This is a genomic window from Streptomyces sp. bgisy130, from assembly GCF_057708345.1.
In genome coordinates, this window is sequence record NZ_JBYISA010000011.1 from 89,810 (window position 1) to 113,563 (window position 23,754).

General features: G+C 73.2%; 13 protein-coding genes. 6 read left to right on the forward strand and 7 right to left on the reverse strand.

Features of this window, described 5'->3' with window-relative positions; translation table 11 throughout:
* Positions 1–133 precede the first annotated feature (133 nt).
* From AC3EUV_RS17185 to AC3EUV_RS17195, 3 genes are read left to right on the forward strand one after another with little or no spacing between them, the layout of a single operon-like run.
* Positions 134–7,423, forward strand: a complete 7,290-nt coding sequence (locus AC3EUV_RS17185; RefSeq protein WP_435603255.1) for an amino acid adenylation domain-containing protein — start codon at positions 134–136, stop codon at positions 7,421–7,423.
* A gap of 40 nt (positions 7,424–7,463) precedes the next feature.
* Positions 7,464–10,016: an FAD-dependent monooxygenase gene (locus AC3EUV_RS17190; protein ID WP_435603256.1), complete on the forward strand. Its 2,553-nt coding sequence runs from the start codon at positions 7,464–7,466 to the stop codon at positions 10,014–10,016.
* A gap of 43 nt (positions 10,017–10,059) precedes the next feature.
* Positions 10,060–10,947 carry an SDR family oxidoreductase gene (locus AC3EUV_RS17195; protein ID WP_435603257.1) on the forward strand — a complete coding sequence of 296 codons (888 nt, stop codon included), beginning with the start codon at positions 10,060–10,062 and terminating at the stop codon, positions 10,945–10,947.
* A 38-nt stretch (positions 10,948–10,985) separates the two neighbouring features.
* Here AC3EUV_RS17195 and AC3EUV_RS17200 read toward each other — a convergent pair whose 3' ends face one another.
* The 4 genes from AC3EUV_RS17200 to AC3EUV_RS17215 all read right to left on the reverse strand — a co-directional run bounded on the left by AC3EUV_RS17200 (position 10,986) and on the right by AC3EUV_RS17215 (position 15,702).
* Positions 10,986–12,272 carry an NPCBM/NEW2 domain-containing protein gene (locus tag AC3EUV_RS17200; RefSeq protein WP_435603258.1) on the reverse strand — a complete coding sequence of 429 codons (1,287 nt, stop codon included), beginning with the start codon at positions 12,270–12,272 and terminating at the stop codon, positions 10,986–10,988.
* Positions 12,273–12,406: 134 nt separating this feature from the next.
* On the reverse strand, positions 12,407–13,066 hold the full coding sequence (locus AC3EUV_RS17205) for a 4'-phosphopantetheinyl transferase family protein (RefSeq protein ID WP_432142742.1): 660 nt from the start codon (positions 13,064–13,066) through the stop codon (positions 12,407–12,409).
* Complete coding sequence (locus tag AC3EUV_RS17210; RefSeq protein ID WP_432142741.1) at positions 13,063–13,998, reverse strand: metallophosphoesterase family protein; 936 nt, start codon at positions 13,996–13,998, stop codon at positions 13,063–13,065. The genes AC3EUV_RS17205 and AC3EUV_RS17210 overlap by 4 nt, the downstream gene beginning before the upstream one ends.
* A gap of 93 nt (positions 13,999–14,091) precedes the next feature.
* Complete coding sequence (locus AC3EUV_RS17215; protein ID WP_435603259.1) at positions 14,092–15,702, reverse strand: PucR family transcriptional regulator; 1,611 nt, start codon at positions 15,700–15,702, stop codon at positions 14,092–14,094.
* A gap of 252 nt (positions 15,703–15,954) precedes the next feature.
* On the opposite strand from AC3EUV_RS17215, the gene AC3EUV_RS17220 reads away from it, so the two are divergent.
* Positions 15,955–16,488 (forward strand): type 1 glutamine amidotransferase domain-containing protein, encoded by a 534-nt coding sequence (locus AC3EUV_RS17220; RefSeq protein WP_432142846.1) that lies wholly within the window; start codon positions 15,955–15,957, stop codon positions 16,486–16,488.
* Positions 16,489–16,535: 47 nt separating this feature from the next.
* Here the strand turns inward: AC3EUV_RS17220 and treZ are convergent, their stop codons facing one another.
* Complete coding sequence (gene treZ / locus AC3EUV_RS17225; protein ID WP_432142739.1) at positions 16,536–18,317, reverse strand: malto-oligosyltrehalose trehalohydrolase; 1,782 nt, start codon at positions 18,315–18,317, stop codon at positions 16,536–16,538.
* Between the two features lie 192 nt (positions 18,318–18,509).
* Here treZ and AC3EUV_RS17230 point away from each other — a divergent pair, with 192 nt between their 5' ends.
* Positions 18,510–19,055: an FHA domain-containing protein gene (locus AC3EUV_RS17230; protein WP_235467078.1), complete on the forward strand. Its 546-nt coding sequence runs from the start codon at positions 18,510–18,512 to the stop codon at positions 19,053–19,055.
* An 82-nt stretch (positions 19,056–19,137) separates the two neighbouring features.
* On the opposite strand, the gene otr(A) is transcribed toward AC3EUV_RS17230, so the two are convergent.
* A complete protein-coding gene (otr(A), locus tag AC3EUV_RS17235) occupies positions 19,138–21,084 on the reverse strand; it encodes a tetracycline resistance ribosomal protection protein Otr(A) (RefSeq protein WP_435603260.1) in 1,947 nt (648 codons plus the stop codon).
* A gap of 165 nt (positions 21,085–21,249) precedes the next feature.
* Complete coding sequence (locus AC3EUV_RS17240; protein WP_435603261.1) at positions 21,250–22,725, reverse strand: FAD-dependent oxidoreductase; 1,476 nt, start codon at positions 22,723–22,725, stop codon at positions 21,250–21,252.
* Between the two features lie 132 nt (positions 22,726–22,857).
* Here AC3EUV_RS17240 and AC3EUV_RS17245 point away from each other — a divergent pair, with 132 nt between their 5' ends.
* Complete coding sequence (locus tag AC3EUV_RS17245; RefSeq protein WP_432142736.1) at positions 22,858–23,754, forward strand: LysR family transcriptional regulator; 897 nt, start codon at positions 22,858–22,860, stop codon at positions 23,752–23,754.

Here is a 23,754-nt window from a genome sequence, read left to right on the forward strand (position 1 = left end):
GATCGCCGAACTGCCGGGTTTGATATGTGCTGCGGAGGGACGCTCGCAGCCCTTGGCGCGATTTCATCCCCTTCTGCCCCGTCGCCATCCGGATTTGCTGGGTTTTTACTCGCGGGTAGTCATGATGTCGATCATGAAGAGGACCGCGGCTGCCGGCGCAGCTCTCCATGGAACGCAGGTGCGGGTGGACAAAGACCCCACGAGTCCGCTGACGGCGTATCAACGGGATATCTGGGCCGCCGGGTTACAGGCTCCGGAATCACCGCAGTTCAACTGCGTCCTCCACGAACGTCTGCGCGGCGGCGTCGACCATGACGCGCTCGCCGACTGCGCCGAGCGCGCGCTGTACCGCCACGCGACCTTCCGGATGCGGTTCGGCGAGAACGCGGGGGAGCCTTTCCAGTGGGTGGCGGGCGAGAGCGTCCGGGTCAGCAGGGTCGACCTCGGTCAAGAGCCTGAACCGGACATCGCGTGCGTCGAGTGGATGCGGCGCTCGATGGCGACGGCACTGCCGCTCACGGACGGCGGCACGCTGGTCGAAGCCACCCTCCTGGTGGAGAGCCCGGACGTCACGCATCTGCACATCAAGGCGCACCACATCATCGCCGACGGCTGGACCGTCGACCGGCTGAGCCACGAGATTCTCGACGACTTCGCGCGGGCCACGGGTGCCGGCCGGGAGTCCACCGCCCGTCGAGAGCCGTCCTCCTACCTCGCGTTCGTCGAGGAGGAAGCCGCCTACCGGGGCGGCGCCGACAGCGAGCGGGACCGTGCCTTCCACCGGGAAGCCCTCGCCGGTGTGGCGCCCGCGCTCTTCCCGCGCACGGCGGACGGCAGCGGGCGCGGCCGCCACTCGTTCGTCTTCGAGGGCCGGCTCGTCGACCGCGTCCGCGCCGCCGGCCTCTCCCCGTTCGCGTACCTCACCGCCATGTTCGGCACCTGGCTGACGCGGCTGCACCGCAGCGAGGAGGCGGTCCTCGGCATTCCCTTCCTCAACCGGCCGGAGGACCACCACAAGGACGTCCTCGGCCAGTTCGCCAACACCCTTCCGCTGCGGGTCGCGGCACACGGCGGGCGGACGGTGCGGGAGCTGGTCGCCGACACCCAGAACGCGACCCGTGCGCTAAGGCGCCACGAACGGCTGTCGCTGGGCGACGTCCTGCGTGAACTGCCCACGTCGGCCGGCCCCCGCCAGCTCTTCGATGTGACGGTCTCCTACCTGCACTGGCCGCGGCCGGCACCGATACCGGGAGTCGAACGGCAGACGGCCATGATGGCCCCGTCGCACGAACAGGACGCCCTGGGCGTCATGGTGTGCGCCTTCGACGACACGGCCGACATCCACATCGACCTGGACTACGCCCTCGACGTCTTCGACGAGGACCTGCCCATCGCCTCGGTCGCCGGCCACCTCAGGACACTGATCGAGCACGGCGTGGACATGCTGGACCGGCCCGCGTCGGCCGTCCCGATGCTGGAGCCCGCCGAATACGAGGACCTCACCGCGGTGCGCAGCCACGGTCCGACGGTGCCCTATGCGGACGAGGCCACGCTCCACGGCCTGTTCGAGGGGCAGGCCGCCCGCCGCCCCGGGCAGATCGCCGTCGTCGGCGCCACGGGCGAGACCCTGACCTACGCCGAACTGAACGAGCGGGCCAACCGGGTCGCCCGTGCCCTGCGGGACGAGGGCGTCGGCCCGGACGACCGGGTCGCGGTGATGATGGAGCGGGGGCCCTGGCTGCTGGTGGCGCTCCTCGGCACGCTGAAGGCCGGTGGCGCCTACGTACCGGTGGACCCCGGCTACCCGGCCGAACGGGTGCGGTTCCTGCTGGCGGACAGCCGCGCCAAGGTGGTGATCGTGGACGGCGACGGCCCCACCACGGGTGTGGCCGACGGGGCGACGGTGCGGCACGTCGAGGAGCTGCTGCACGGCAGCGGTGCCCCGCTCCCGCCGCTCGCCGGCTCCCGCGATCTGGCCTATGTCATCTACACCTCCGGCTCGACCGGCCGGCCCAAGGGCGTGATGGTGGAGCACCACAGCGTGGTCAACCGCCTCGCGTGGATGCAGCGTCGCTATCCCTTGGGAGACAACGATGTCTTGCTGCAGAAGACGCCGGTCTCCTTCGATGTCTCGGTGTGGGAGCTGTTCTGGTGGGCCGTCGAGGGCGCCGCGGTGGCCCTGTTGCCGCCCGGCGGCCAGCAGGATCCGCGGGAGATCCTGCGGACCATACGGGAACAGCGGGTCAGCGCCGTGCACTTCGTGCCCTCGATGCTCGGCCCGTTCCTCGACCTGCTCCAGGCGATACCCGAGGGGCGCGAGGACGTGAGTTCCTTGCGGTACGTCTTCTGCAGCGGCGAGGCCCTGCCACCGGCACGGGTCGAGCAGTTCAACAGCATCTTCGGTATGTCCGGCATATCCGGCACACCCGGCGCGGAGTGCCCCGTACGGCTGGTGAACCTGTACGGACCGACCGAGGCCACGGTCGACGTCTCGTACTACGACTGCCCGGCCGATCCCGCCCGGACCGTCGCACGGGTCCCGATCGGCCGGCCGATCGACAACACCCGGCTGTACGTACTGGGAGCCGACGATCTGCCGCAGCCGGTGGGCGTCGCCGGTGAGCTGTGCATCGGTGGAGCGGGTGTCGCCCGGGGCTATCTGGACCGCCCGGAACTGACCGCCGAGAAGTTCATCGCCGACCCGTTCCTGCCGGGCGACCGCCTCTACCGCACCGGCGACCTCGCACGATGGCTGGCGGACGGGACCCTGGAGTACCTCGGGCGGATCGACGGCCAGGTCAAGATCCGGGGAAACCGGGTGGAGCTGGGTGAGGTGGCGGGCGCCCTGTGCGCGGTCCCCGGCGTCCGCGACGCCCTCGTCGTCGACCACACCACCGCCGCGCGCGGCACCCATCTCGCCGGTTACTACGTCGCCGACGCCGCCATCGACCCCGCGACGCTGCGCGGACTGCTCGCGCGGACGCTGCCGGCGTTCATGATCCCGGCCGGCTTCGTACGGATCGACGCCCTTCCGCTGACCCCCAACGGAAAGGCCGATCGCCGTGCGCTGCCCCCGCTCCAGGACACCATGACCCCGGCCACCGGCGGGCAGCCGCACAACCCCATCGAGGCCGCCCTGATGGAGATCTGGGCCAGGGTGCTGGGCCGGGAGACCGTCGGCATCCAGGACGACTACTTCGCGCTCGGCGGGGACTCGATCCTCATGCTCAAGGTGCGTGCCGAGGCCGAGGCGCGGGGCCTGCGCTTCTCCCTCACCGACCTCCTCCGCAACCCGACGGTCTCGGGGCTGGCCGCATGCGTCGAGAGCCTGACAGCGCCGGGGAACGCTGCGGCCCTCGCCCCGTTCGCCCTGGTGTCCGGCGTGGACCGGGCCCGTCTGGAAGGCGCCGAGGACGCCTGGCCGCTCACCCGGCTCCAGCTCGGCCTGCTCTACGACAGCCGCAAGCACGAGAACTCCGCCACGTACAAGGACGTCTTCCAGTACACCCTCGAACTCCCCTGGGACGAGGACGCGTTCCGGCGGTCTTTCGAGGGACTGGTGGCACGGCATCCGGCGCTCCGCTCCGCCTTCGACCTGGTGGGCTGCTCCGAGCCGATGCAGATCGTCCGCTCTCAGGCGCCCGGTGGCCTGGACATCGTCGATCTGCGCGCGCTCGACAGCGCCGCGGCCGACGCCGAGGTCCGCGCGCACATCGAGGAACGCCGCTGTCACCCCTACGTCTTCGAACGGGCGCCGCTGTACCTCTGCCGGGCACACGTCCGGCCCGAGGCCGTCGACCTGGTCCTCAGCTTCCACCACGCACTGCTCGACGGCGGCAGCGTGGCGAACCTCCTTCAGGAACTCCTCCAGGACTACGCGCACGGCTTGGGGCTGGGCATCGGCCCCGTCGACGGCACGGCATCGCCCTCGCCGGCCTGCCACGTACAGGAGGAGCTGGCCGCCCTCGGGTCCGCGGAGACCCGGCAGTACTGGAAGGAGAAGCTGGCCGGCTGCGAACCCCTGCAGATCGAAGCGTTCCGGCCGCATCTGCCCGGCACCGGCCACGAGCCGGCCGTGTACCGCGCCGACCTGGCCGACGACCTGGTCGCACAGGTACGGCAGTTCGCCTCCGCACACCACCTGCCCATGAAGTCCGTGCTCTTCGCGGCGCACTGCCTGACGCTGGCCATGCTCGACGGGTCTGCCGGGGCTGACGGCACCCACGACGTGACCACCGGACTGATCACCCACGGACGGCCCGAGCTCGCCCACGCGGAACGCACCGCCGGGCTCTTCCTGAACACGGTCCCGCTGCGTCTCGACGTGGCGCAGGCCGCATGGCTGGACGTGGCGCGCGAGGCCTTCCGGCAGGAACAGGACGGCCACCCTCACCGCCGCTACCCACTGAGTGCCATCCAGGAGGACCACGGCGGCCCCGTCCTGGACACCGCCTTCAACTATGTGCACTTCCACCAGCTGAACGAGGTCCTCGGCCTGCCGGGCGTGCGGCTGCGGGAGTTCCGCACCTGGGAAGAGACCGGCTTCCGGCTCCTGGTGAACGCGGTCACCGAACCGGACGGCGGACGCGTGTGGCTGCGGATCGACTGCGACGGTGACGGATTCTCCGCCGACCAGGCCCGCCTCTTCGCCGACGGCTACCGGAAGATCCTGCGGAGGATGGTGGCGGACCCGCAGGCGGAGCCCGGCTTCGCCTTCCTCGCCGACCGGCCGGTCCTCGCCCCTGCCACGCCCCTGCCCGGCGTCGTCGAACGCTTCACGTGGCAGGCTGCCCACACCCCGGACGCGACGGCCCTGGCGAGGGGGGAGGAGCGGTGGAGCTACGCACGGCTGGCCGAGGCGGCCGACCGGGTGGCCGGGCAGCTGTGCGCGCTCGGTGCCCCGCCCCGTGCCCGGATCGGGATCGCGATGGACCGCGCACCGCAGACGATCGCGGTGATCCTGGGTGTGCTGCGGGCCGGCTGCGCCGTGCTGCCGCTGGATGTCGGCTACCCCGCCCAGCGGCTGGCCGCGATGCTGGAACAGGCCCGGCCCTTCCGCGTCATCGCACACGCTCCCCATGCCCATCTCGTCGGCGACCCGTCGCTGGTGCTGCCCGCCGAGTCGGTCACCGGGCCGGCCACCGGCCCCCTCGCGGACCCTCCGGCAGAGATCCCCGCCGACAACACCGCCTATGTCCTGTTCACCTCGGGCTCCACCGGCACGCCCAAGGGCGTGGCCATGCCGCACCGCTCCCTGGCCGGTCTGGTGGCCTGGCAGACCCGGGCCACCAGCGGCGCCGTCGGCGGCGTCACCCTCCAGTACGCGCCGCTGAGCTTCGACGTCTCCTTCCAGGAGATCTTCTCCACCCTGTGCTCCGGCGGCACGCTGCATCTGGTGAGCGACGCCGAGCGGCGCGATATGCCGGAGCTGCTGCGGCTGATCGACCGCGCGGGCATCGAGCGGATCTTCCTGCCCTATGTGGCGCTCCAGCAACTGGCCGAAACCGCCCAGGCGTTGCACATCACCCCGAGTGCCCTCCGGGTGCTGATCTCCTCCGGCGAACAGCTGCGCGTCACCCAGGAGATCCGCAGGCTGTGCGCCGCACTCCCGGGCGCCGTCCTGGAGAACCAGTACGGGCCGACGGAGACCCATGTCGCCACCGCCTGGACCATGACCGGGGACCCGGCCGCGTTCCCCATGCTGCCCCCGATCGGACGCCCCGTCGACGGCGCCGAGGCACATGTGCTGGACGACCGGCTGCGCCCGGTGCCCGCCGGCGCGCGCGGCACCATCTACCTCGGCGGCAGCTGCCTGGCCGACGGCTACGAAGGCCGCCCCGACCTCACCAAGGAACGCTTCGTCGCGCATCCCTTCGCGGACGAGGGCCACCGGCTGTACGACACCGGGGACCTCGGCCTGGTGCTGGCCGACGGGACGATCGCGTACGCCGGCCGGGCCGACACACAGGTCAAGGTGCGCGGCTTCCGCGTCGAACTCGCCGAGGTGGAGCTGGCCGTCACCGATCTCGCCGGGCAGTACCCGGGCCTGCGCGATGTCGCGGTGGTGGCCCGGCGGCACGAGAACGGCGAGAGTCTCCTCGCGGCCTTCCTCGTCGGCGACGGCACCGCCGCGGATCTGGCCGGTATCCGCCGGCAGCTGCGCACCACGCTGCCCGACCACATGGTCCCCTCCCATCTGCAATGGGTGACGCAGCTGCCGCTGACCCCCAGCGGGAAGCGGGACGACGCCGCCCTGCGCGGGCTCCCGCTCACCGCCACCGCCGAAGTCGCCGGGTCCGGGCCGGGCGACGCCTACGAACGTGGCGTGGCGGAGATGCTGGCGGACCTGCTGCAGTTGCCCGCCGTCGGCGTGCGCGACAGCCTCTTCGACCTGGGCGGCACCTCACTCACCGCGATGCGGCTGGTGGTCCGGATCGAGCAGCGCTACGAGGTGAACATCCCGCTGGCGGAGTTCATCGCCACCCCCACCGTGGCCGGGCTCGCCGCGCGGCTGCGCGCAGGCGGCGCGGTCGCCGCGTACGACCCTCTGGTGCCGATCCGGCCGGAGGGCACCCGCACGCCGCTGTTCATGGTCCATCCCATGGGCGGCAACGTCCTGTGCTACGTACGCTTCGCCCGGCACCTCCCGGACGATCAGCCGCTGTACGCGCTCCAGGCGGCCGGGGCGGACCCCGGCACCAGGCCGCTGCGCACCGTCGAGGAGATCGCGGACAGCTATATCGCCGCGATGCGGACGGTGCAGCCATACGGCCCGTACGCCATCGCCGGATGGTCCTTCGGCGGCTTCGTCGCCTTCGAGATCGCCCGGCGGCTGCGGGCATCGGGGGAGGACGTGGCCAGGCTGGTGCTCCTGGACACCACCGCGCTGAGCCAGGGAGAGCGCCACCGTCACGACGACGACGCGCTGCTGGGGTGGTTCTTCTGGGAACTGCTCTGGCTGGAGCGCGGCGGCGACTCCCCGATGGAGGTCATCCCGGACGAACTGTCCTCGCTGGACGAGAAGTTCGACTTCATCGCCCGTCTCGCGACCGATGCGGGTGTGCTGCCGGCCGGCAGTTCGGGCGCCGTCATACGCCGGCTCTTCCGCGTCTATCAGGCGAACTGGCAGGCGGCGCTGGACTATCGGCCCGAGGCTGCCGGCCAGGGGGTCACCCTGATCCGCGCCATGGAGCCGCTGCCGGACGTCCTCGCCACGATGCACGGCGCCGCCGGAAGCCGCCACGAGGACCGGACCAACGGCTGGAGCGATATGACCGACGGCCCGCTCCAGGTCATCGACGTGCCCGGTGACCACCTCACGATCATGGAAGAACCGTATGTGGCCCACGTGGCGAAAACGGTCGCGGACCTGATCGGTGCCGGCCCGGCCGGCTCCCACGCCCGATCCCACGAGGAGAACTGACGCCATGTCAAGAAGCCCGGAAAGCAGGAGGAACCAGCCTGTGCAGGCCATCGTCATCGGAGCCGGTATCGGCGGACTGGCGTGCGCCATCGCCCTCCGGCGGGTCGGCATCGACGTGACGGTGTACGAGCGCGCCACCGAGCTGCGTGCCGCCGGTTCCGGCCTGTCGATCATGTCCAACGCCCTCACCGCGCTCAGCACGCTGGGCATCGACCTCGGCCTGGAAAAGCGGGGCCAGGCCGTGGAGTCCTTCACGGTCATGGACCACCGCGGCCGGGACATCAGGGACCTGCCGTTCAAAGAGGTCTGCGAGACGGTCGGCGCGCCCAGTGTCTGCCTGAGCCGCTCGGACCTTCAGGAGGCCCTGCTGGACGCGGCCGCGGACTGCCCCATCCACCTGGGCGCCGTCGCGACCGGCTTCGAGACCGACGACACCGGCGTCACCGTCCGCTTCGAGGACGGGAGTTCGGCGCACGGCGACATCCTCGTGGGCGCCGACGGATTCCACTCGGCCGTACGCACCCGGCTCGTCGGGCCGGAGACGTCACAGGACAGCGGCTATGTCTGCTGGCTCGGCATCGTCCCCTTCGACCACCCCGTCCTCGCCCCGGGCAGCGTGCGCCACTACTGGGGCAGCGGACAGCGCTTCGGCCTCATCGACATCGGCCACGGCCGCTACTACTGGTGGGGCACCATGAACATGCCCGCCGACCGCTCGCACGCCTGGGACGGCACCAAGGGCGAGATCACGCAGGCCTACGCGGGCTGGGCCGACGAGGTGACGGCCGTGATCGAAGCCACCCCACCCGGGGACATCCTCGCCGTGCCCTCCCGCGACCGCACCTTCCTGGAACGCTGGGGCGACGGTCCGGTCACCCTGCTCGGCGACGCCGCGCACCCCATGCTGACCACCCTCGGCCAGGGTTCGGGCATGGCGATCGAAGACGCCGTGGTCCTGGCCCACACCCTGGCCGAGCCCGGGGCGCGCGACGACCTGCCGCTCGCGCTGCGGACGTACGAGGACCGCCGCCGCGACCGCACCCGGGCCATGGTCGCCGCGTCCCGGTCGATGAGCGACCTCGAACAGGCCGACACTCCCGAACACCGGCAGGTCCGGGACGACTACTTCCGGCTGACGCCCCGGCAGGAACTGGTCCGCCAGCAGGAGGAAGCGCTCACTTTCCCCGGCATCCCGGACCCCGAACCACGCGTCCGGCGGAAGCTGAGCCCCCTGGAGCGCTGGTACTGGACCGCGGACCGGACCTCACCGCTCCACGGCGTCAACCGCACCCGGGTCCACGGGGCCCTGGAGCTGCCCCTGTTGCGTCGCGCCCTGGACATCCTCCAGTCCCGGCACCCGCTGCTGCGCGTCGCGATCAGCGGTGACGAGGAGGGAGCGGCCCCCGCGTTCCGTCCGGTGGGCGGGCGGCCGATTCCGCTGCGGCACGTCCAGGTGCCGGCCGGAGAGGCCGGGGCCGACGCGCGCTGGCAACGCGAGGTCGACGAGCGCGAGCTCGCCGAGGGCCTGGACTGGCGCACCGGGCCCCTGGTCCGGGCCGCCGTGATCACACGGGAGGGTGCGGAGCACGGGGAGGACGTGCACGACCTGCTCTTCACGGCAGCGCACTGCATAGCCGACGGCATGACGGGCCTGTCCCTGCTCGGGGAGTGGGTCGACATCGCCGCGCGGCTGAGCACCGGCGAGCAGCCGCCAGGTACGTCACACCGGGCGCTGCCTGCCGCGGAAGACCTGCTTCCGCGCCCACACCGGGGGGAGGCCGGCGCCGCCGCTCTCACGGCCCTGATGGAGCGTGATGAGGAGGAAGCCCGTCGACTGCGGCCACGGCGTATTGTCCCGAGCCGGCCGGTCCCCTTCGACCGGCGGCGCACCCGGCTGGTGCACAGGTCCCTCACCGCCGGGGAACTGGAGCTGCTCGTGGGTGCCTGCAAGCGGCACGAGGTCACGGTGCACGGAGCCCTGGCCGCCGCCATGGTGACCGCCGTCGCCCTGGAGGCGGGGACGCCGGAACCGGCCCACTTCTCGATCGGTTCCCCGCTCGACTTCCGCGCCGAACTGGACCCCGCCGTCTCCTACGGTGAGGCCGGCACCTATGCGGCCACCCTCCCCTCCCGCGTCCTCTACCGGCCCGGCATGCCACTGTGGCCCATGGCCGGCGCCATCAGCCGCGACCTGTCGGACCGCCGGCAGCGCGGGGAACACCTGGCCCTGGTCAACCTGCTGGACCGGGCAGGGCCCAGGACATCGGCCGATGACGACACCTTCATGCGGTACATGGACGAACAGGGCCCGATCAACCTGTGCCTCTCCAATCTCGGCCGCTATGCCGTCCCCGACCGGGTGGGCCCTTGGCGCGTCTCCGGTACCCAGGTCGTCGCGGGCATCTCGGTGACGGGCGCCGTCGTGGCAACCGCCATCACCAGTCACGGCCAACTCTCCTGGAACTTCAGCTACATCGAGGGAATCGTTCCGGCACCGCGCGCCCACCAGATAGCCGATATGTCCGTACGCACCGTGCTGTCCGCGGTGTCAACCGAGTCCCACGCGTCCCACGTGTCCGACGCCTCCGCCTGACCGGTCGCCCAGGCGGTATACCCCACCACCGAAAGAGAACGAAGTGCTCAACTGGCAGCCCAAGCTCCTGGATCCGGCCGGACGCGCCGTCGTCATCACCGGCGCCTCCTCCGGACTCGGCAAGAACTGCGCACTCCACCTGGAACGGCGCGGCTTCCGCGTCTTCGCCGGAGTGCGCCGGACCGAGGACGGCGCGCGGCTGCGTGCCGAGGCGTCCTCCGCGCGGCTGCGGCCGGTCCTCATGGACGTGACCGGTGAGGAGTCCCTCCGGGCGGCTGCCGCGGAGGTCGCCGAGTCCGTGGGCGTGCAGGGCGTGTGGGCGCTGGTGAACAACGCCGGTACCTGCCTCTCGGCACCCCTGGAGTGTGTGCCGCCCGAACGGCTGCGACAGCAGCTGGACACCAATGTCGTCGGTACGGTCGCCGTCACCCAGGCTTTCCTGCCGCAGCTGCGCCGGAGCCGCGGGCGCATCGTCAACATCTCCTCGGGTGTGGGCAGTGTGGCGATGCCCTACCTCGGCGCCTATGCGGCGGGGCAATTCGCGAAGGAGGGAATGAGCGACGCGTTCCGCCGCGAGCTGCGGCCCTTCGGCGTCTCGGTCTCGGTCGTGAAGCCGGGCGCGATCGCGACCCCGATCTGGGACAAGGTGCGGGAGGCCGGTGAGGAGATCCTGAACAAGGCCCCCGAAGACATCGCCGGCCGCTACCGGGCGCCCTTCGAACAGTTCCTGCGGATGAATGAGCAGCGGGCGCAGTCGAGCAACACCCGGCCGGAGGACTTCGCACGTACCGTCTTCCGGGCGCTGACCGCCCCGCGGCCCCGGACCCGCTACTGCGTCGGCACCGATGCGTGGGCGGCTGCGACGCTGTCGCGACTCCTCCCGGACTCCGCCCTGGACCGCGGCCTCAGCGCGGTCACCAAGGGCCGGTAGGGGCCGGTCAGGATCCTGACGAGGCGTGGGCGGCCGGATCAGCGGCAGGTGAGCTGGGGGCCGCCCCAGTCGGCGTGGTCGGAGTTGTTCCCGTTGCCGCCGTTGGTGACCACGAGCCGCAGCTGGCTGCCGCCGGAGAGATCCGCGGTGAGGCGCTTGGCGGGCTGGTCGACCGTCATCAGTCCGCTGTCGGCGACCAGGGTGCTGTCCCGGTAGATCTGGAAGACCACGGAGCCGTTCGCGCCCACCTCGTCATCGACGCCCACATCCACGGTGAGGGCGGAGCAGGAGCCGCCGAGGTCGTAGAGCATCTGGCTGTCGGCGTGCGCGCCCAGACCCTGCGCGTATACGGCTCCCTGGATGGTGAGCGGATGGCCGTCGATGCTGCTGTTCAGCCGCGCGGGCGCGTAGCTGTCGCTGGTGGCGACCGGCTGCCGGTCGGTCAGCGAGGTGGTGTGCGCCGGCGGTTTGGTCTTGTGGCCCGGGCTCGCGGAGCGCGAGGGCTTGTCGGGCGACGGGTGCCGCGGCTTCGGATGCTTGGAGGCCGCGCTGCGGGTGGGGTCCGGGGAGCTGGACGCCGAGCGGGAGGCGCTCGCCGAGCCCTTGGGCGGGGCGGACGGCGTCTGGTCCGGAGCGGGCGCCGACGTGCGTCCGGAGGGTGCGGGGCCGCCGGCCTCGGCAGCGTGCCGCGACGGGCCGAACAGCGGGCCGGCGGATATCGCGACACCGGCCAGGACGGCCACGGCGACCGCGAGCAGGGTGATCCGCGCCGGTGAGAACCACGTCCGCCGGGGCCGGTCCGGCGCGGCGGACGGGACCGTCCCCGAGAAGCTCATCCCGGCCGTGGGCACGCCGCCGGCGCCGGCCGGGGCCGGCCGGTCGCCGTCCGCGGGACCGGGGCCTTCCCCCGGCTGGGCGGCCAGCCAGGACGCGAAATCGTCGCGCAGCTCGGTGTTCCGGGAGTGCTGGTGCCAGGCGGCGGCGGTGTGGCGCACCGCCGCCAGCAGGCTGTCCCGCCAGGCCGGGTCGGAAGCCTCCTCCGGGCCGGGGGAGTGCAGGACGCCGTTGATGGCTTCCTTGGTCAGATCGGCCGCCGCCTGGGAGGACCGGCAGCAGGCGCGGGCGTAGGCCAGTACGGCGGCGTAGTGCCGGCGGTGGAACTCGTTGAGGGCTTCCTCGCCCGCGCCGGCCTCGCCGTCCGGAACCGGGGCGCCATACGGGCCGGCCGACAGCCGGCCGCCGGGCTCGGCCGCCGCACGGATACGCCGGACCAGCTCGGTGTCGGAGGGCGCGGTCCCACCGGTGGTGTCGCAGTGCTCTTGCATGAGTGGGCTGATGACCCTTCAACGTCCTGACGGGCCATGAAAAATACCCCACGGTCTACGAGTACCCCGCTGCCGGTGCGTCATTTGACACCGGATGGGCCGCGGGGACACCTGCCGCCCCCGCGGCCGCACCGTCACACCATTTCCACGACCGCCGTCACCACCAGCCCCGAACCGACGAGCCACCGGCCGCTGAACTCGGTGAGTTCCCTGCCGTCGACCACCGGCCCGGGGACGAGCAGCCGCGCGGTGAAGGTGGCGTTCGTCGGGTCGAGGGTGAGCAGCGCCTCCTCGAAGTCGAGCCAGCGGCGGGTGAGGGGGTACCACGCCTTGTAGACGCTCTCCTTCGCGCTGAACACCAGGCGGTCCCAGCAGACTTCGGGCTGGAGCGCGGCCAGCCGGCGGAGCTGGGCGCGCTCCTCGGGGAGGGTGACGAGGTCGACCACCCCGGGGTCGTTCACCGGCAGATTGGGCTCCGCGTCCAGGCCGATCGTCCGTACCTCTCCCGCGCGGGCCACCGCCACGGCGCGGTAGCCGGCGCAGTGCGTCATGGCGCCGACGACGCCGTCCGGCCACTGCGGCTCCCGGTTGGGGCCGGGGATCAGCGGCGCGGGGGCGAAGCCCAGCTCGGCCAGGGCCCGGCGGGCGCAGCCGCGTACGGTGCCGAACTCCCGCTGCCGCTTGGGCACGGCGTTGGCCACCTGCGCCCGCTCCTCGGGGAACATCTCGGACAGCGGCGCGTCCTCGAAGGCCTCGGCGGTCCTGACCGGGGCCGGCAGCAGCTTCTCGATCATGCGGGGCTCCCGGGGGTGCCGGAGGCGACCGTGGCCGGCTGGGGCAGGATCTGGACCGGGCGGCCCGGCGCGGCGGCCCGGCGCTGCCATTCCCGCGGATAGCCGAGCGAGACCTCCTGGTGCGGCACGCCGTCCAGCGTCAGCAGCCGCGGGATGTGGAGATGGCCGTACACGACGGCGGCGGCACGGAAGCGGCGCGGCCAGTCCGCGGTCGCCTCCGTACCGCACCACAGCGCGAAGTCCGGGTACCACAGGGGCCGGGTGGGCTCGCGCACCACCGGCCAGTGGTTGACGAGCACCGTGGGCAACTCCTCCGGAACGGCGGCGAGCCGGGCCTCGGTTTCGGCCACCCGCGCCCGGCACCACGCCTCCCGGGTGGGATACGGGTCCGGGTGCAGGAAGTGCTCGTCGGTGCAGACCACCCCGGCCTTCTCGGCCCGGGCGAGCGCCTCCTTCTTGGACGTCGTCCCCGGCTGCCGGAAGGTGTAGTCGTAGAGGAGGAACAGCGGTGCGATGACGACGGGACCGCCGGCGCCTTCCCACACCGGGTAGGGGTCCTCGGGGGTGAGCACGCCCAATTCCCGGCAGATGTCCACCAGATGCTCATAGCGTTCCACGCCGCGCAGCTGCACCGGGTCCTGGGCCGGGGTCCACAGCTCGTGATTGCCGGGCACCCACACCACCTGGGCGAACCGGCTGCTGAGCAGTGACAGCGCCCAGCGGATGTCGGAGACGAACTCCCCGACGTCGCCGGCGACCAGCAGCCAGTCGTCGTCGGACTCGGGCCTCAGCCCCTCGACGATGTCGCGGTTCTCCTTGTAGCGGACGTGCAGATCGCTGACGGCCACCAACCTGCCGCGACCGCCGCCGTGCGAGGAGCCGGCGGCGGGCCCGGCGGCGCCGGGCGTGGGGGTGCGGATCTCGTAGGTCATCATCGAAGTAAAGACGGTGCGGGCGCGAGAGTGAAGCGCGGACACCCCCTGCGGACACCCCCTAGGACACCCCCTAAGGGGAGGTGCCCCGCATCACCGCCCTGAGGGCGGTGCCGGCCGGCCGTCGGTGCCGGTGGGGGCGGCGTCGCCGCGGCGGATGCGGGTGGCCAGCCACAGGTCGAAGCGGTCGTCGGGGTCGTCGAGGCGGCGGCCGGTGAGGTCCATGGCCTTGTCGAGGCGGTTGCGGACGGTGTGCCGGTGGACGCCGAGGCGCCGGCTGGTGGCGTCCCAGGCGCCGCCGGTCTCCAGCCAGGCCGCGAGGGTGGCGGTCAACTCCTCGCCGTTGTCCGCGAGATCGAGCGGGCCGAGCACGGTGTCGGCGTAGCCGTGCAGCGTCCGGCGGTCGCCCAGGTCGAGCAGCAGTCGGCTGGCCTGGCTCTGCCGGGCCTCCGCGGGCTCGCCGCTCGCCCGGCTGACGGCGAGCAGGCCGGCCGCCTGGCGCACGGATACCCGTACCGCTTCGGGGGCGGTGGCCGGGCCGATGCCGGCCGGGCAGCCCGGGGCGAAACGGGCGAGCACATCGCGGATGTCCAGATCCTCGCCGACCACCGCCTCGATGACCGCGCCCGGCGCCTCGTCCACCACCCTGACCAGGCCACCGGGCATCGCCAGCGCCAGATCGGCGGCCATCTCCTGCGCGGCGCCGTCCGCCGCCCCCGCCCCGGACCCCGGCGCGGCGGAGGTCCCACGGTCGCCCGCGCCACCCTCCGCCGCCACCACGACCCCGCGCACCCGCTCGGCCGTCAGCCCCACCGAACGCAGCATGTCCCGGGCCCGCCCGGCGGCCGGATCCTCCTCCGCCAGCAGCTCCGACAGCAGCGCCGACCGGCGGCGGCGCTCCGGCTCATCGCGCAGGTGACGCCGCTCCAGCTCCAGCGAGAGCAGCGAGACCAGGCCGGGAACGACCGAACGGGCGGCGTCGTCCGGGCGGCCGGTGAGCAGCAGCAGCCCGCGCAGCCGGCGCGCCCCCAGCGGCTGCACCTCCAGCTGCTGCCCGGCGGCCGTGCTGGACGCGCTGCCGCGCAGTCCGCGCGCGGCGACCCGTTCGAGCAGGTCCCGGGCCGGTGCCGGCGGCGTCCGCTGCGCCCGCTCACCCGCCGCGAGCAGCCGCCCCAGCGGGTCGAACACCGCCGCGCCGACCCCGGTGGCGGCAGTCCACTCCGCCAGCATCGGCCGCAGCCCGTCGCCGGTCGCCGCGGCCGTCAGCCGCCGCTGGGTCGCGAACGCCCGCTGAAGCCGGTCCCGCTGCTCCTCGGCCCGGGCCTCGAAGACCGCCTTGGTGACGGCGATGAACGGCACCCCGTCCGGCACCGTCAGCAGCGGCAGCCCGGCCTCCCCGGCCGCGGTCACCAGCGGTTCCGGCGCCTCCTGGTACGGCAGCCCCTGCCCCAGCCCGAGCGCCAGACAGGCCGCCCCGCCCTCGGCCACGTCCCGCACGTATGCCCGGCATGTGGCCGGCTCCTGCGGCAGCAACAGGCCGATGGTCATGAGGAGTTCGCCGCCCTGGAGCCACTTTCCCGGCGCCGGGAGGTCCGAGACCGTCGCCGCTTCGATGGTGCGGGCCAGCAGCCGCGGCGGCACGTCGTAGGTGACCGACAGCCGGAGATCGGGCCGGGCGAGCAGGTCGGAGATATGCAGGGGCATGGACACAGTGTCCAGCAGCGGGCCCGGTGATGGACACTCGGGAGACCGGCCGGCCCGTCTGACCAGCGGTTTCGGGCGGCCGGTGGACGGCGCGGCCGACCGGCGGCGGCAGCTGTGCACCGGGCCGCCCGGGGCCGGGAACACCGCCCCGTCCCGCGGATGAGCGAGGGCCCGGTGGGCCGTTATGGTCGAGAGGTGTGGGAGCGGGGCCCCTCCCCGCTTCGCGACCCGACGAAGGGACGTGAGCTCGGTATGCAGGCGGCGTTTCTGGTGGCTCCGGAGGGCACCGAAGAGGTCGAGCTGACCCGGCCGTGGCAGGCGGTGACCGACGCGGGCGGCGGCCCGACGCTGGTCTCCACCCACACGGGCAAGGTGCAGGCGTACCACCACCTCGACAAGGCGGACACCTTCCCCGTCGATCTGACGGTGGACGAGGCGACCGCGGCGGACTTCGACGGGCTGGTGCTGCCCGGCGGGGTCGCCAACCCGGACGCCCTGCGGCTGGACCGGCGGGCCGTGGCGTTCATCAAGTCCTTCTTCGACGCCGGACGGCCGGTGGCCGCGATCTGCCATGCGCCGTGGACGCTGATCGAGGCCGATGTGGTGCGGGGCCGCACACTGACCTCCTGGCCGAGCCTGCGGACCGACATCCGTAACGCGGGCGGTACCTGGGTCGACGAGCAGGTCAAGATCTGCACCGCCGGCCCGAACACCCTGATCACCAGCCGGAAGCCGGCCGATCTGGAGGCCTTCTGCGCGGCGTTCGTCTCGGAGTTCTCGCACTGAGCGACACCGCTCCAGGGCTGCGCCCGCCAGGGATGACGGGACTCCCCTCAGGGCCCCAGCACCACCGCCGATTCCGGCGGCAGGCGCAGCACCCCGTCCGCGTCGGGGAGCCGGGCGCCGGGCCAGCCGGCCAGGGCCTGGAGTCCGGCCCCGCCGCCGTCGTCGTCGCCGACCGGGACGGCGGCCGTGGTGTCCGGCGCGAGATTGACCGCCACCCGTAGCGGGCCGCGCCGCAGCAGGAGCCAGCGGGCCGCCTCGTCGTAGTGGACGGCGGTGTGCCGCGGGTCCGGGTCGGTCAGCGGGGGCAGCTCATGACGGAGCGTCAGCAGGGTGCGATGCCAGGCCAGCAGGGCGGTGTGCGGCTCCCGGGCCGGTTCGGTCCAGTCCAGGACGCAGCGGTCGCGGGTCGCCGGGTCCTGCGGGTCGGGCCAGTCCCCGGCGTCACCGGCCCACTCGTGCGCGGTGAACTCGCGCCGCCGCCCCTCCCGTACGGCCTCCGCCAGCTCCGGGTCCTGGTGATCGGTGAAGTACTGCCACGGGGTGGTCGCGCCCCACTCCTCGCCCATGAACAGCATCGGGGTGAACGGCGCGCACAGCACCAGCGTGGCGGCGCAGGCGAGCAGTCCGGGGGAGAGCCCGGCGGCGAGCCGGTCGCCGAGCGCGCGGTTGCCGATCTGGTCGTGTGTCTGGGCGTAGGCCAGCAGCCGGTACGCGGGGGTCACCCGCAGATCGAGCGGTGCGCCGTGCCGCCGGCCGCGGAAGGCGGAGTGCGTACCGTCGTGGAAGAAGCCGCCGGTCAGCGTCTTGGCGAGGGCGGCGAGCGGGGCCCGCGCGAAGTCCGCGTAATAGCCCTGGGATTCGCCGGTGAGCGCGGTGTGCAGGGCGTGGTGGAAGTCGTCGTTCCACTGGGCGTGCAGCCCGTGCCCGCCGTCCGCCCGGGGCGCGGTGGTGCGCGGATCGTTGAGATCGGACTCGGCGACCAGGAACAGCGGGCGCCCCAGCCGCCGGGCCAGCGCGTCGACGGCGGCGGACAGCGCGGCCAGGAAGTGCGGGGAGCGGTTGTCGTGCAGTGCGTGCACGGCGTCCAGCCGCAGTCCGTCGAGCCGGTAGTCGCGCAGCCAGGAGAGCGCACTGGCGAGGAAGTAGGCGCGCACCTCGTCGGAACCGGGGGCGTCGAGATTGACCGCCGCGCCCCACGGGGTCCGATGGGTGTCGGTGAAGTACGGCCCGAACGCCGGGAGAGGGTTGCCCGACGGGCCGAGGTGGTTGTGCACCACGTCGAGCACGACCCCCAGCCCGTGCCCGTGCGCCGCGTCCACGAACCGCTTGAGCCCGTCCGGCCCGCCGTACGGTTCGTGCACCGCCCAGGGCGCGACCCCGTCGTAGCCCCACCCATGGGTGCCGGGGAACGGGCAGACCGGCATCAGGGAGATATGGGTGATGCCCAGGTCGGCGAGGTGGCGCAGCCGCGCGGCGGCGGCGTCGAAGGTGCCCTCGGGGGTGTACGTCCCGATGTGCAGTTCGTAGAGGACCGCACCGGGCAGCGGGCGGCCCGGCCACGGATGCCGCCAGTCGAACCGGTCGTGTACGACGACCGCGGCGGGCCCGCCGGGGCCCTGCGGCAGCCGGGCGGCCCGCGGATCGGGCAGCGGCGGCCGGTCGTCCAGCCGGAAGGCGTACCGGTCCCCGTCCCGGGCCGGCGCCTCGGCCCGCCACCAGCCCGCGCGGCCGGGTTCGCGCTCCATCGGGACCGGCGGCTCGCCCGCCCGGTCCCCCGCCCACTGGAGAGCGACCCGCCCGGCCTGTGGCGCCCACACCTCGAACAGCACGGCCGTCCTCCTTCGTTCGGTCCCGGTCCCCGACGAAAGCACGCCGCCGCGCCGCCCGACAGTCCGACGTGGCGATGCGGCGCCACATCGCGCCATCCGCTGGGCCGTTCCGGCGAGGTCAGGGGCCCGCCGCAGCGCTCTGCGCAGCCACATCGCCTGGACAGCGGCTCGCGGTGGCCGGAGAATCCCGGTATGACTTCGCTCGAGTTCCCTGCGCGTCCGGCGCGGCCGTCGGACGCCGACCGGGAACGCGCCCTCGACCTGCTGCGTGACGGCGCGGCGCAGGGACGGTTGTCCCAGGACACTTTCCTGCGGCGCCTGGAACTCGTCCTGACCGCTCAACAGCAGTCCGAACTCGATCTGGTCACCGCTGACTTGGCGAGCCGCGGCAAGGTCCAGGGCGTGGTGCTGCGGATGGTGGGCCGGGCGTCCGCCTTCCACCTCCGGGTGCGCCGCGCCTGGCGTACGGAGCGGCTGCCGAAGCTGCTGCTGCCCGAGCCGGGCCCGCTCCCGCTGCTCATAGGGCGGGCTCCCGGTTCCGGTCTGCGCCTCAACCACGAGACGGTCTCCCGTGCGCACGCCGAACTCCGCAGCGCCGGCAAGGGCTGGCTGCTGCGTGACCTCGGCTCCACCAACGGCACCTGCGTCAACGGCCGCCGGGTGGTGGGCGAGGTGCCGGTCGGCCCCGGGGACCACATCCGGTTCGGCCAGGTGGATTACGTCCTGACGGAGCGCTGAGCCGGGCCGCGCGCGACGGAAGGGCCATGGTGCCCCGGCCCGCTCCCGCCCGGCGGCCGCCGCCTCACCTGGACCCGCTCTCCTACGGTGCCGCGTTCCCCCGCACCGGACGATCGCCCGAAGGAGCGGAGGTCCACACCCCCTCGCCGTGCGTCAGACCGGGCAACAGCCCCTGGAACTCCTGGACATGGCGCGCCGGGAGGACCCCGCTGACCAGCCAGGTGTGCCGGCCGCCGATGGTCTCGGCGAACTCGGCGCCCAGCGCCGCGAGACGGGCGGTCACCGGCGCCAGCGCGGCGAGCGGGATCTCCGCCTCGAAGGCGTGATACGGCTCGTGGACCCGGGTACCGGCCCGCTCCAGGGCGCGCCGCAGCACCCGGGGAGTGACCGTACGGAAGTCCCCGGCGGTGCTGAGCGGGCCGACGAAACCGGACCGGGTCAGCACCACCCGGCAGTCCGTCACCGCCAGACCGCGCGGTCCGTGCCGCAGGGTCGCCTGCACCGTCTCCTCGATGGCCTGGTGGAAGCCGTGCGGCAGGGCGCCCAGTTCGGTCTCGTAGGCGAAGACCGGGCCGGAGTGCGGGGCGCCCGGCTCGACCCGGAGTCCGACCGTGGCCCAGGGCCCGGTGTGGCCGTGCCGGGCGATCTCCTCGCACGCCTCGCCGACCCCGCACGGCCGCTCGACACACACCACCCGGCTCGGCGCGAACTCGGCCTCGATGCCGTGCTCCTGGTGCAGGGTGGCGGCCAGGATCTCCTTCTGCACCTCGCCGTGCAGCAGCACCGAGGTGGCACCGCCGGGCGCCGGGCGGACCTGGAGCAGCGGGTCCTGGTCGGCGAGCGTCAGCAGTGCGGTGCGCAGTGCGGCGGCCTGCGCCGGGACGCGGGCCCGGACCAGGGTTTCGAGGGTGGGGGAGGGGAACAGCGCGGCGCCCGCGGGGCCGTCGCCGGGCAGGCCGAGACGGTCACCGGTGCGGATGCCGGGCAGCCCGCGGAGCACCGCGATATGGCCCGGGGTGAGCGGCCCGTCGTCGCCGGGCGGCCGGCCGACGACCTGGAGGGCGGTGATCCGGCCGGTCAGGGTGCCGTCGGTGCCGTCCGTGCCGGGCCGGTGGAGGGTGATCTGCTGCCGTGGCCGCAACTCGCCCGCGTAGAGCCGGAGGTACGCCGTCCGCTCGCCGTGCGGCGGCTGATGGACGGCGAAGACCGTGCCCCGCGGCTCGGTGCCCGCACCGGCCGGTGCGGGCGGGATCAGCCGGACCATACCGTCGAGGAGCGCGCCGACGCCCTGGCCGCCGAGGGCGGAGCCGAAGTACACCGGGTGCAGTGAGCCGTCGGCGGTCCGGGCGGCCAGCGCCGCACGGAGCCGGTCCGCGGTCAGCGGCGGCCCGCCGTCGCCCGCGTCCGGCCCGCCCGGGAGCCGGCTGACCAGCAGATCCAGGATCGACTCATCGGCCTCGGCGACGACTTCCGCGATCCGTTCGCGGACCGTCGGGTCCTCCAGGGCGTACGGCACGGACGCGGCCCGCGCGGTGCCCAGGCCCGTCACGGACGTCATCGGGACGGCGACCGGCGCCAGCAGCCGGCGGATGTCGGCGAGCAGCGGCTCGCCGCGGGCGCCGGCCCGGTCGATCTTGTTGATGAAGACCAGGGTGGGCAGCCGCAGCCGCCGCAGTGTCTTCATCAGCACCCGGGTCCTGGCCTGGACGCCCTCCACCGCGGACAGCAGCAGCACTGCGCCGTCGAGCACCCCGAGCGCGCGCTCGACCTCGGCGATGAAATCGGAGTGGCCGGGGGTGTCGAGAAGATTGACCTGGGTGCCGCCGACGGTGAAGGAGGCGACGGCGGAGCGGATGGTGATACCGCGCTGCCGCTCCAGCTCACCGGTGTCCGTGCGGGTGTCACCGGCGTCGACGCTGCCGAGCCGGCCGATGGCGCCGGTGTCGAACAGCAGCCGCTCGGTGAGGCTGGTCTTACCCGCGTCGACGTGGGCGAGAATCCCGATGTTCAGGGTGCGCGAAGGAAGCATGGAAGGTGATTTCCTCAAGAACTGTCGTCCGGTGGGGGCGATGAGTAGTTCCGAGGAATCCGCGCATTCCGTGCTCCTTGCTCAGGGAAACAAACCGTCGTACGCGGCCATGCTGTCAGCCCGGCGCGGGACCGCAACCGAATTTCGGTCGCGGCCCCGGCCCGCTCAGTGCTGGTGCAGCCCCCGCCCCGCCAGCGTCAGAAACGCCTCGCCGACCGCTTCCGACAGCGTCGGATGGGCGTGGATGTGCTGGGCGACATCGGCCGGTTCGGCGTCCCAGCCCACGATCAGCTGGCTCTCCGCGATCATCTCCGAGACGTGCGGTCCGACGAGATGGACCCCGAGCACCGTGCCGGTGTTCCCCAAGCTCTCAACTTCGTTCGAGCAGGGGAGACCCCAATCGCCGCCCGCACCGTCCGCCGTCGCGATCACCTTCACCATCCCGCCCTGGCCGTGCACCATGCCCTTGGCGGTGGCAGCCAGTGGCATGGTGTTCACCTTGATGTCCACGCCGGCGGCGCGCGCCTCGGCCTCGGTCCGGCCGACCGACGCGGTCTGCGGTGCGGAGTACGTCACCCGCGGCACGGTCGCGTAGTCCACCGCCCGCGACGGCAGCCCCGCCAGCGTCTCGGCCACCAACAGGCCCTCCGCGAAGGACGCATGGGCCAGCCCCGGGGACGGCGGCGGCAGCAGATCGCCGACCACATGGATGCCGGGGACCGCGGTCTCCAGCCGTGACCAGTCCGCCGGTGCGACGAACCCCCGCTCGTCCGCCGCCAGCCCGGCCGCCGCCAGCTCCAGCCCGTCCGTCACCGGGGCTCGCCCCACCGCGACCAGCAGCCGCTCGGCCTCGATCACCAGCTCCTCGCCCTTCGGGGTGCGCACGGTGGCCCGTACCCCGTCCGGCAGCAGCTCGGTGCCGGTGAGCGTCGAGCCCGTACGGACCGCGATACCGCGCTTCTTCAGCCCGCGCGCCAGATGGCGGCCGACATCCTCGTCCTCCATCGGAAGCAGCCGCCCGGCCGCCTCGACGAGGGTGACCTCGGCCCCCATGGAGCGGTGGAAGGACGCGTACTCGACGCCGATCGCCCCGCCGCCCAGGACGAGGACGGATGCCGGAAGTCCGGCCGCGAACAGTGCGTCGTCGCTGGTCACCACCCGTCGGCCGTCGGCGGCCAGGCCCGGCAGCATCCTCGGCCGAGAGCCGGTGGCCAGCACGATGCCGCGCCGCGCGGTGAACTCCCCGGCGTCCTCGACATGGACCGTACGGGGCCCGGTCAGCCGCGCGCTGCCCTTGAGGACCCGCACCCCCGCCGTCCGCAAGTGCCCGGCCACGCCCTGGTGGTTGCGGGCGACGATGGCGTCGCGGGTGGCCACCAGGGCCGGCCAGTCCAGGGAGTCGACGGTGGCCTTGACGCCCCACCGCTCGCGGGCCTCCGCGATGCCGTCCACCAGCTCGGCCGCGTGCAGCATGGCCTTGCTGGGGATGCAGCCGCGGTGCAGACAGGTGCCGCCGATCAGCTCGCGTTCGGCCAGCACCACCCGCAGCCCCAGGGACGCGGCGCGCAGGGCGGTGCTGTAGCCGCCGGTGCCGCCGCCGATGACGATGACGTCCGTCGTGTTCGGGTCTGTCTCACTCATGCGTTCAGACTGCGCCCACCTGCGGTGATGAGTCCAAGGCAATGTTTCCATGGAGGTGATGAAGAACCTTCATGCGCCGGGGCATTCCGCGCGGCACGGCATGAGGGGCCGAGGGCACCGGGAGGGGCGGGCATGAGTCTGCGGCAGATGGAGTACCTCGTCGCGGTCGTGGAGCAGGAGTCCTTCACCCGCGCCGCCGAGGCGCTGCATGTCACCCAGTCCGCGCTCTCGCACCAGATCAAGGCGCTGGAGCGGACGGTCGGCGGCCCGCTGCTGGAGCGGATGACCCGCGGCGTACGGCTGACCGCGATGGGCCGGGCCTACTTCCCGCACGCCCAACTCGCCGTCCGCAGCGCCCGGCAGGCCCGCCGCGCCGCGCTCGCGGCGGGCGGTGCGGAGAGCGGTGAACTGCATATCGCGACGGTGCACGCCCAGGCGGTCGGGGTGCTCCCGGAGGTCTGTGCCCGCTGGGCCCGTGCCCGTCCGGGCGTCCGTCTGGTGCTCCATGAGTACGCCACCACCGAGGAGTTGGACGAGCAGATGGCCCGCGGGGTCGCCGATCTGGCGCTCGGCCCGCGCCCCAAGGACTGGCCGGGACCGGTCACCGTCGTGGGACGGGAACGGATGGTGCTGGTCGTCCCGCACGGTGACCCGCTCGCCGCCCGGGAGTCGGTCCGCCTCGCCGAACTGGCGGACCGCCCGTGGGTACGGTGCAGCCTGGAGCCCGTCGTCGACGGCCGGCGGTGGCTGGACCGGGAGTGCGAACGGGCCGGCTTCACCCCGCGGACCGCGGTCCGCACCCAGCACAGCTCCACGGCCGTCCGGATGGCGTCGGCGGGCGTCGGTGTCCTGCTGACCGCGGCCCATGAACTCCGCGGCCTCGACTGCGCGGTCGTGCCCACCGACCCGCCCTGGCACCGCGACATCACGGCCTTCTCCCGCGTCGAACCGACCGGCGCGGCCGCGGAGTTCACGGAGCTGCTGCGCACGGCGGGCGGGGCGGAGGGGCCGCAGGACGCCGGAAACTGA

What these genes read in the sequence shown, in the direction of transcription:
- AC3EUV_RS17215 (WP_435603259.1), bottom strand. Translation starts at nt 15,702, where the DNA reads ATGCCCCTGCATATCTCCGACCTGCTCGCCCGGCCCGATCTCCGGCTG.
- AC3EUV_RS17205 (WP_432142742.1), bottom strand. Translation starts at nt 13,066, where the DNA reads ATGATCGAGAAGCTGCTGCCGGCCCCGGTCAGGACCGCCGAGGCCTTC.
- AC3EUV_RS17220 (WP_432142846.1), top strand. Translation starts at nt 15,955, where the DNA reads ATGCAGGCGGCGTTTCTGGTGGCTCCGGAGGGCACCGAAGAGGTCGAG.
- AC3EUV_RS17185 (WP_435603255.1), top strand. Translation starts at nt 134, where the DNA reads ATGAAGAGGACCGCGGCTGCCGGCGCAGCTCTCCATGGAACGCAGGTG.
- AC3EUV_RS17230 (WP_235467078.1), top strand. Translation starts at nt 18,510, where the DNA reads ATGACTTCGCTCGAGTTCCCTGCGCGTCCGGCGCGGCCGTCGGACGCC.
- AC3EUV_RS17245 (WP_432142736.1), top strand. Translation starts at nt 22,858, where the DNA reads ATGAGTCTGCGGCAGATGGAGTACCTCGTCGCGGTCGTGGAGCAGGAG.
- AC3EUV_RS17210 (WP_432142741.1), bottom strand. Translation starts at nt 13,998, where the DNA reads ATGACCTACGAGATCCGCACCCCCACGCCCGGCGCCGCCGGGCCCGCC.
- AC3EUV_RS17240 (WP_435603261.1), bottom strand. Translation starts at nt 22,725, where the DNA reads ATGAGTGAGACAGACCCGAACACGACGGACGTCATCGTCATCGGCGGC.
- AC3EUV_RS17200 (WP_435603258.1), bottom strand. Translation starts at nt 12,272, where the DNA reads ATGCAAGAGCACTGCGACACCACCGGTGGGACCGCGCCCTCCGACACC.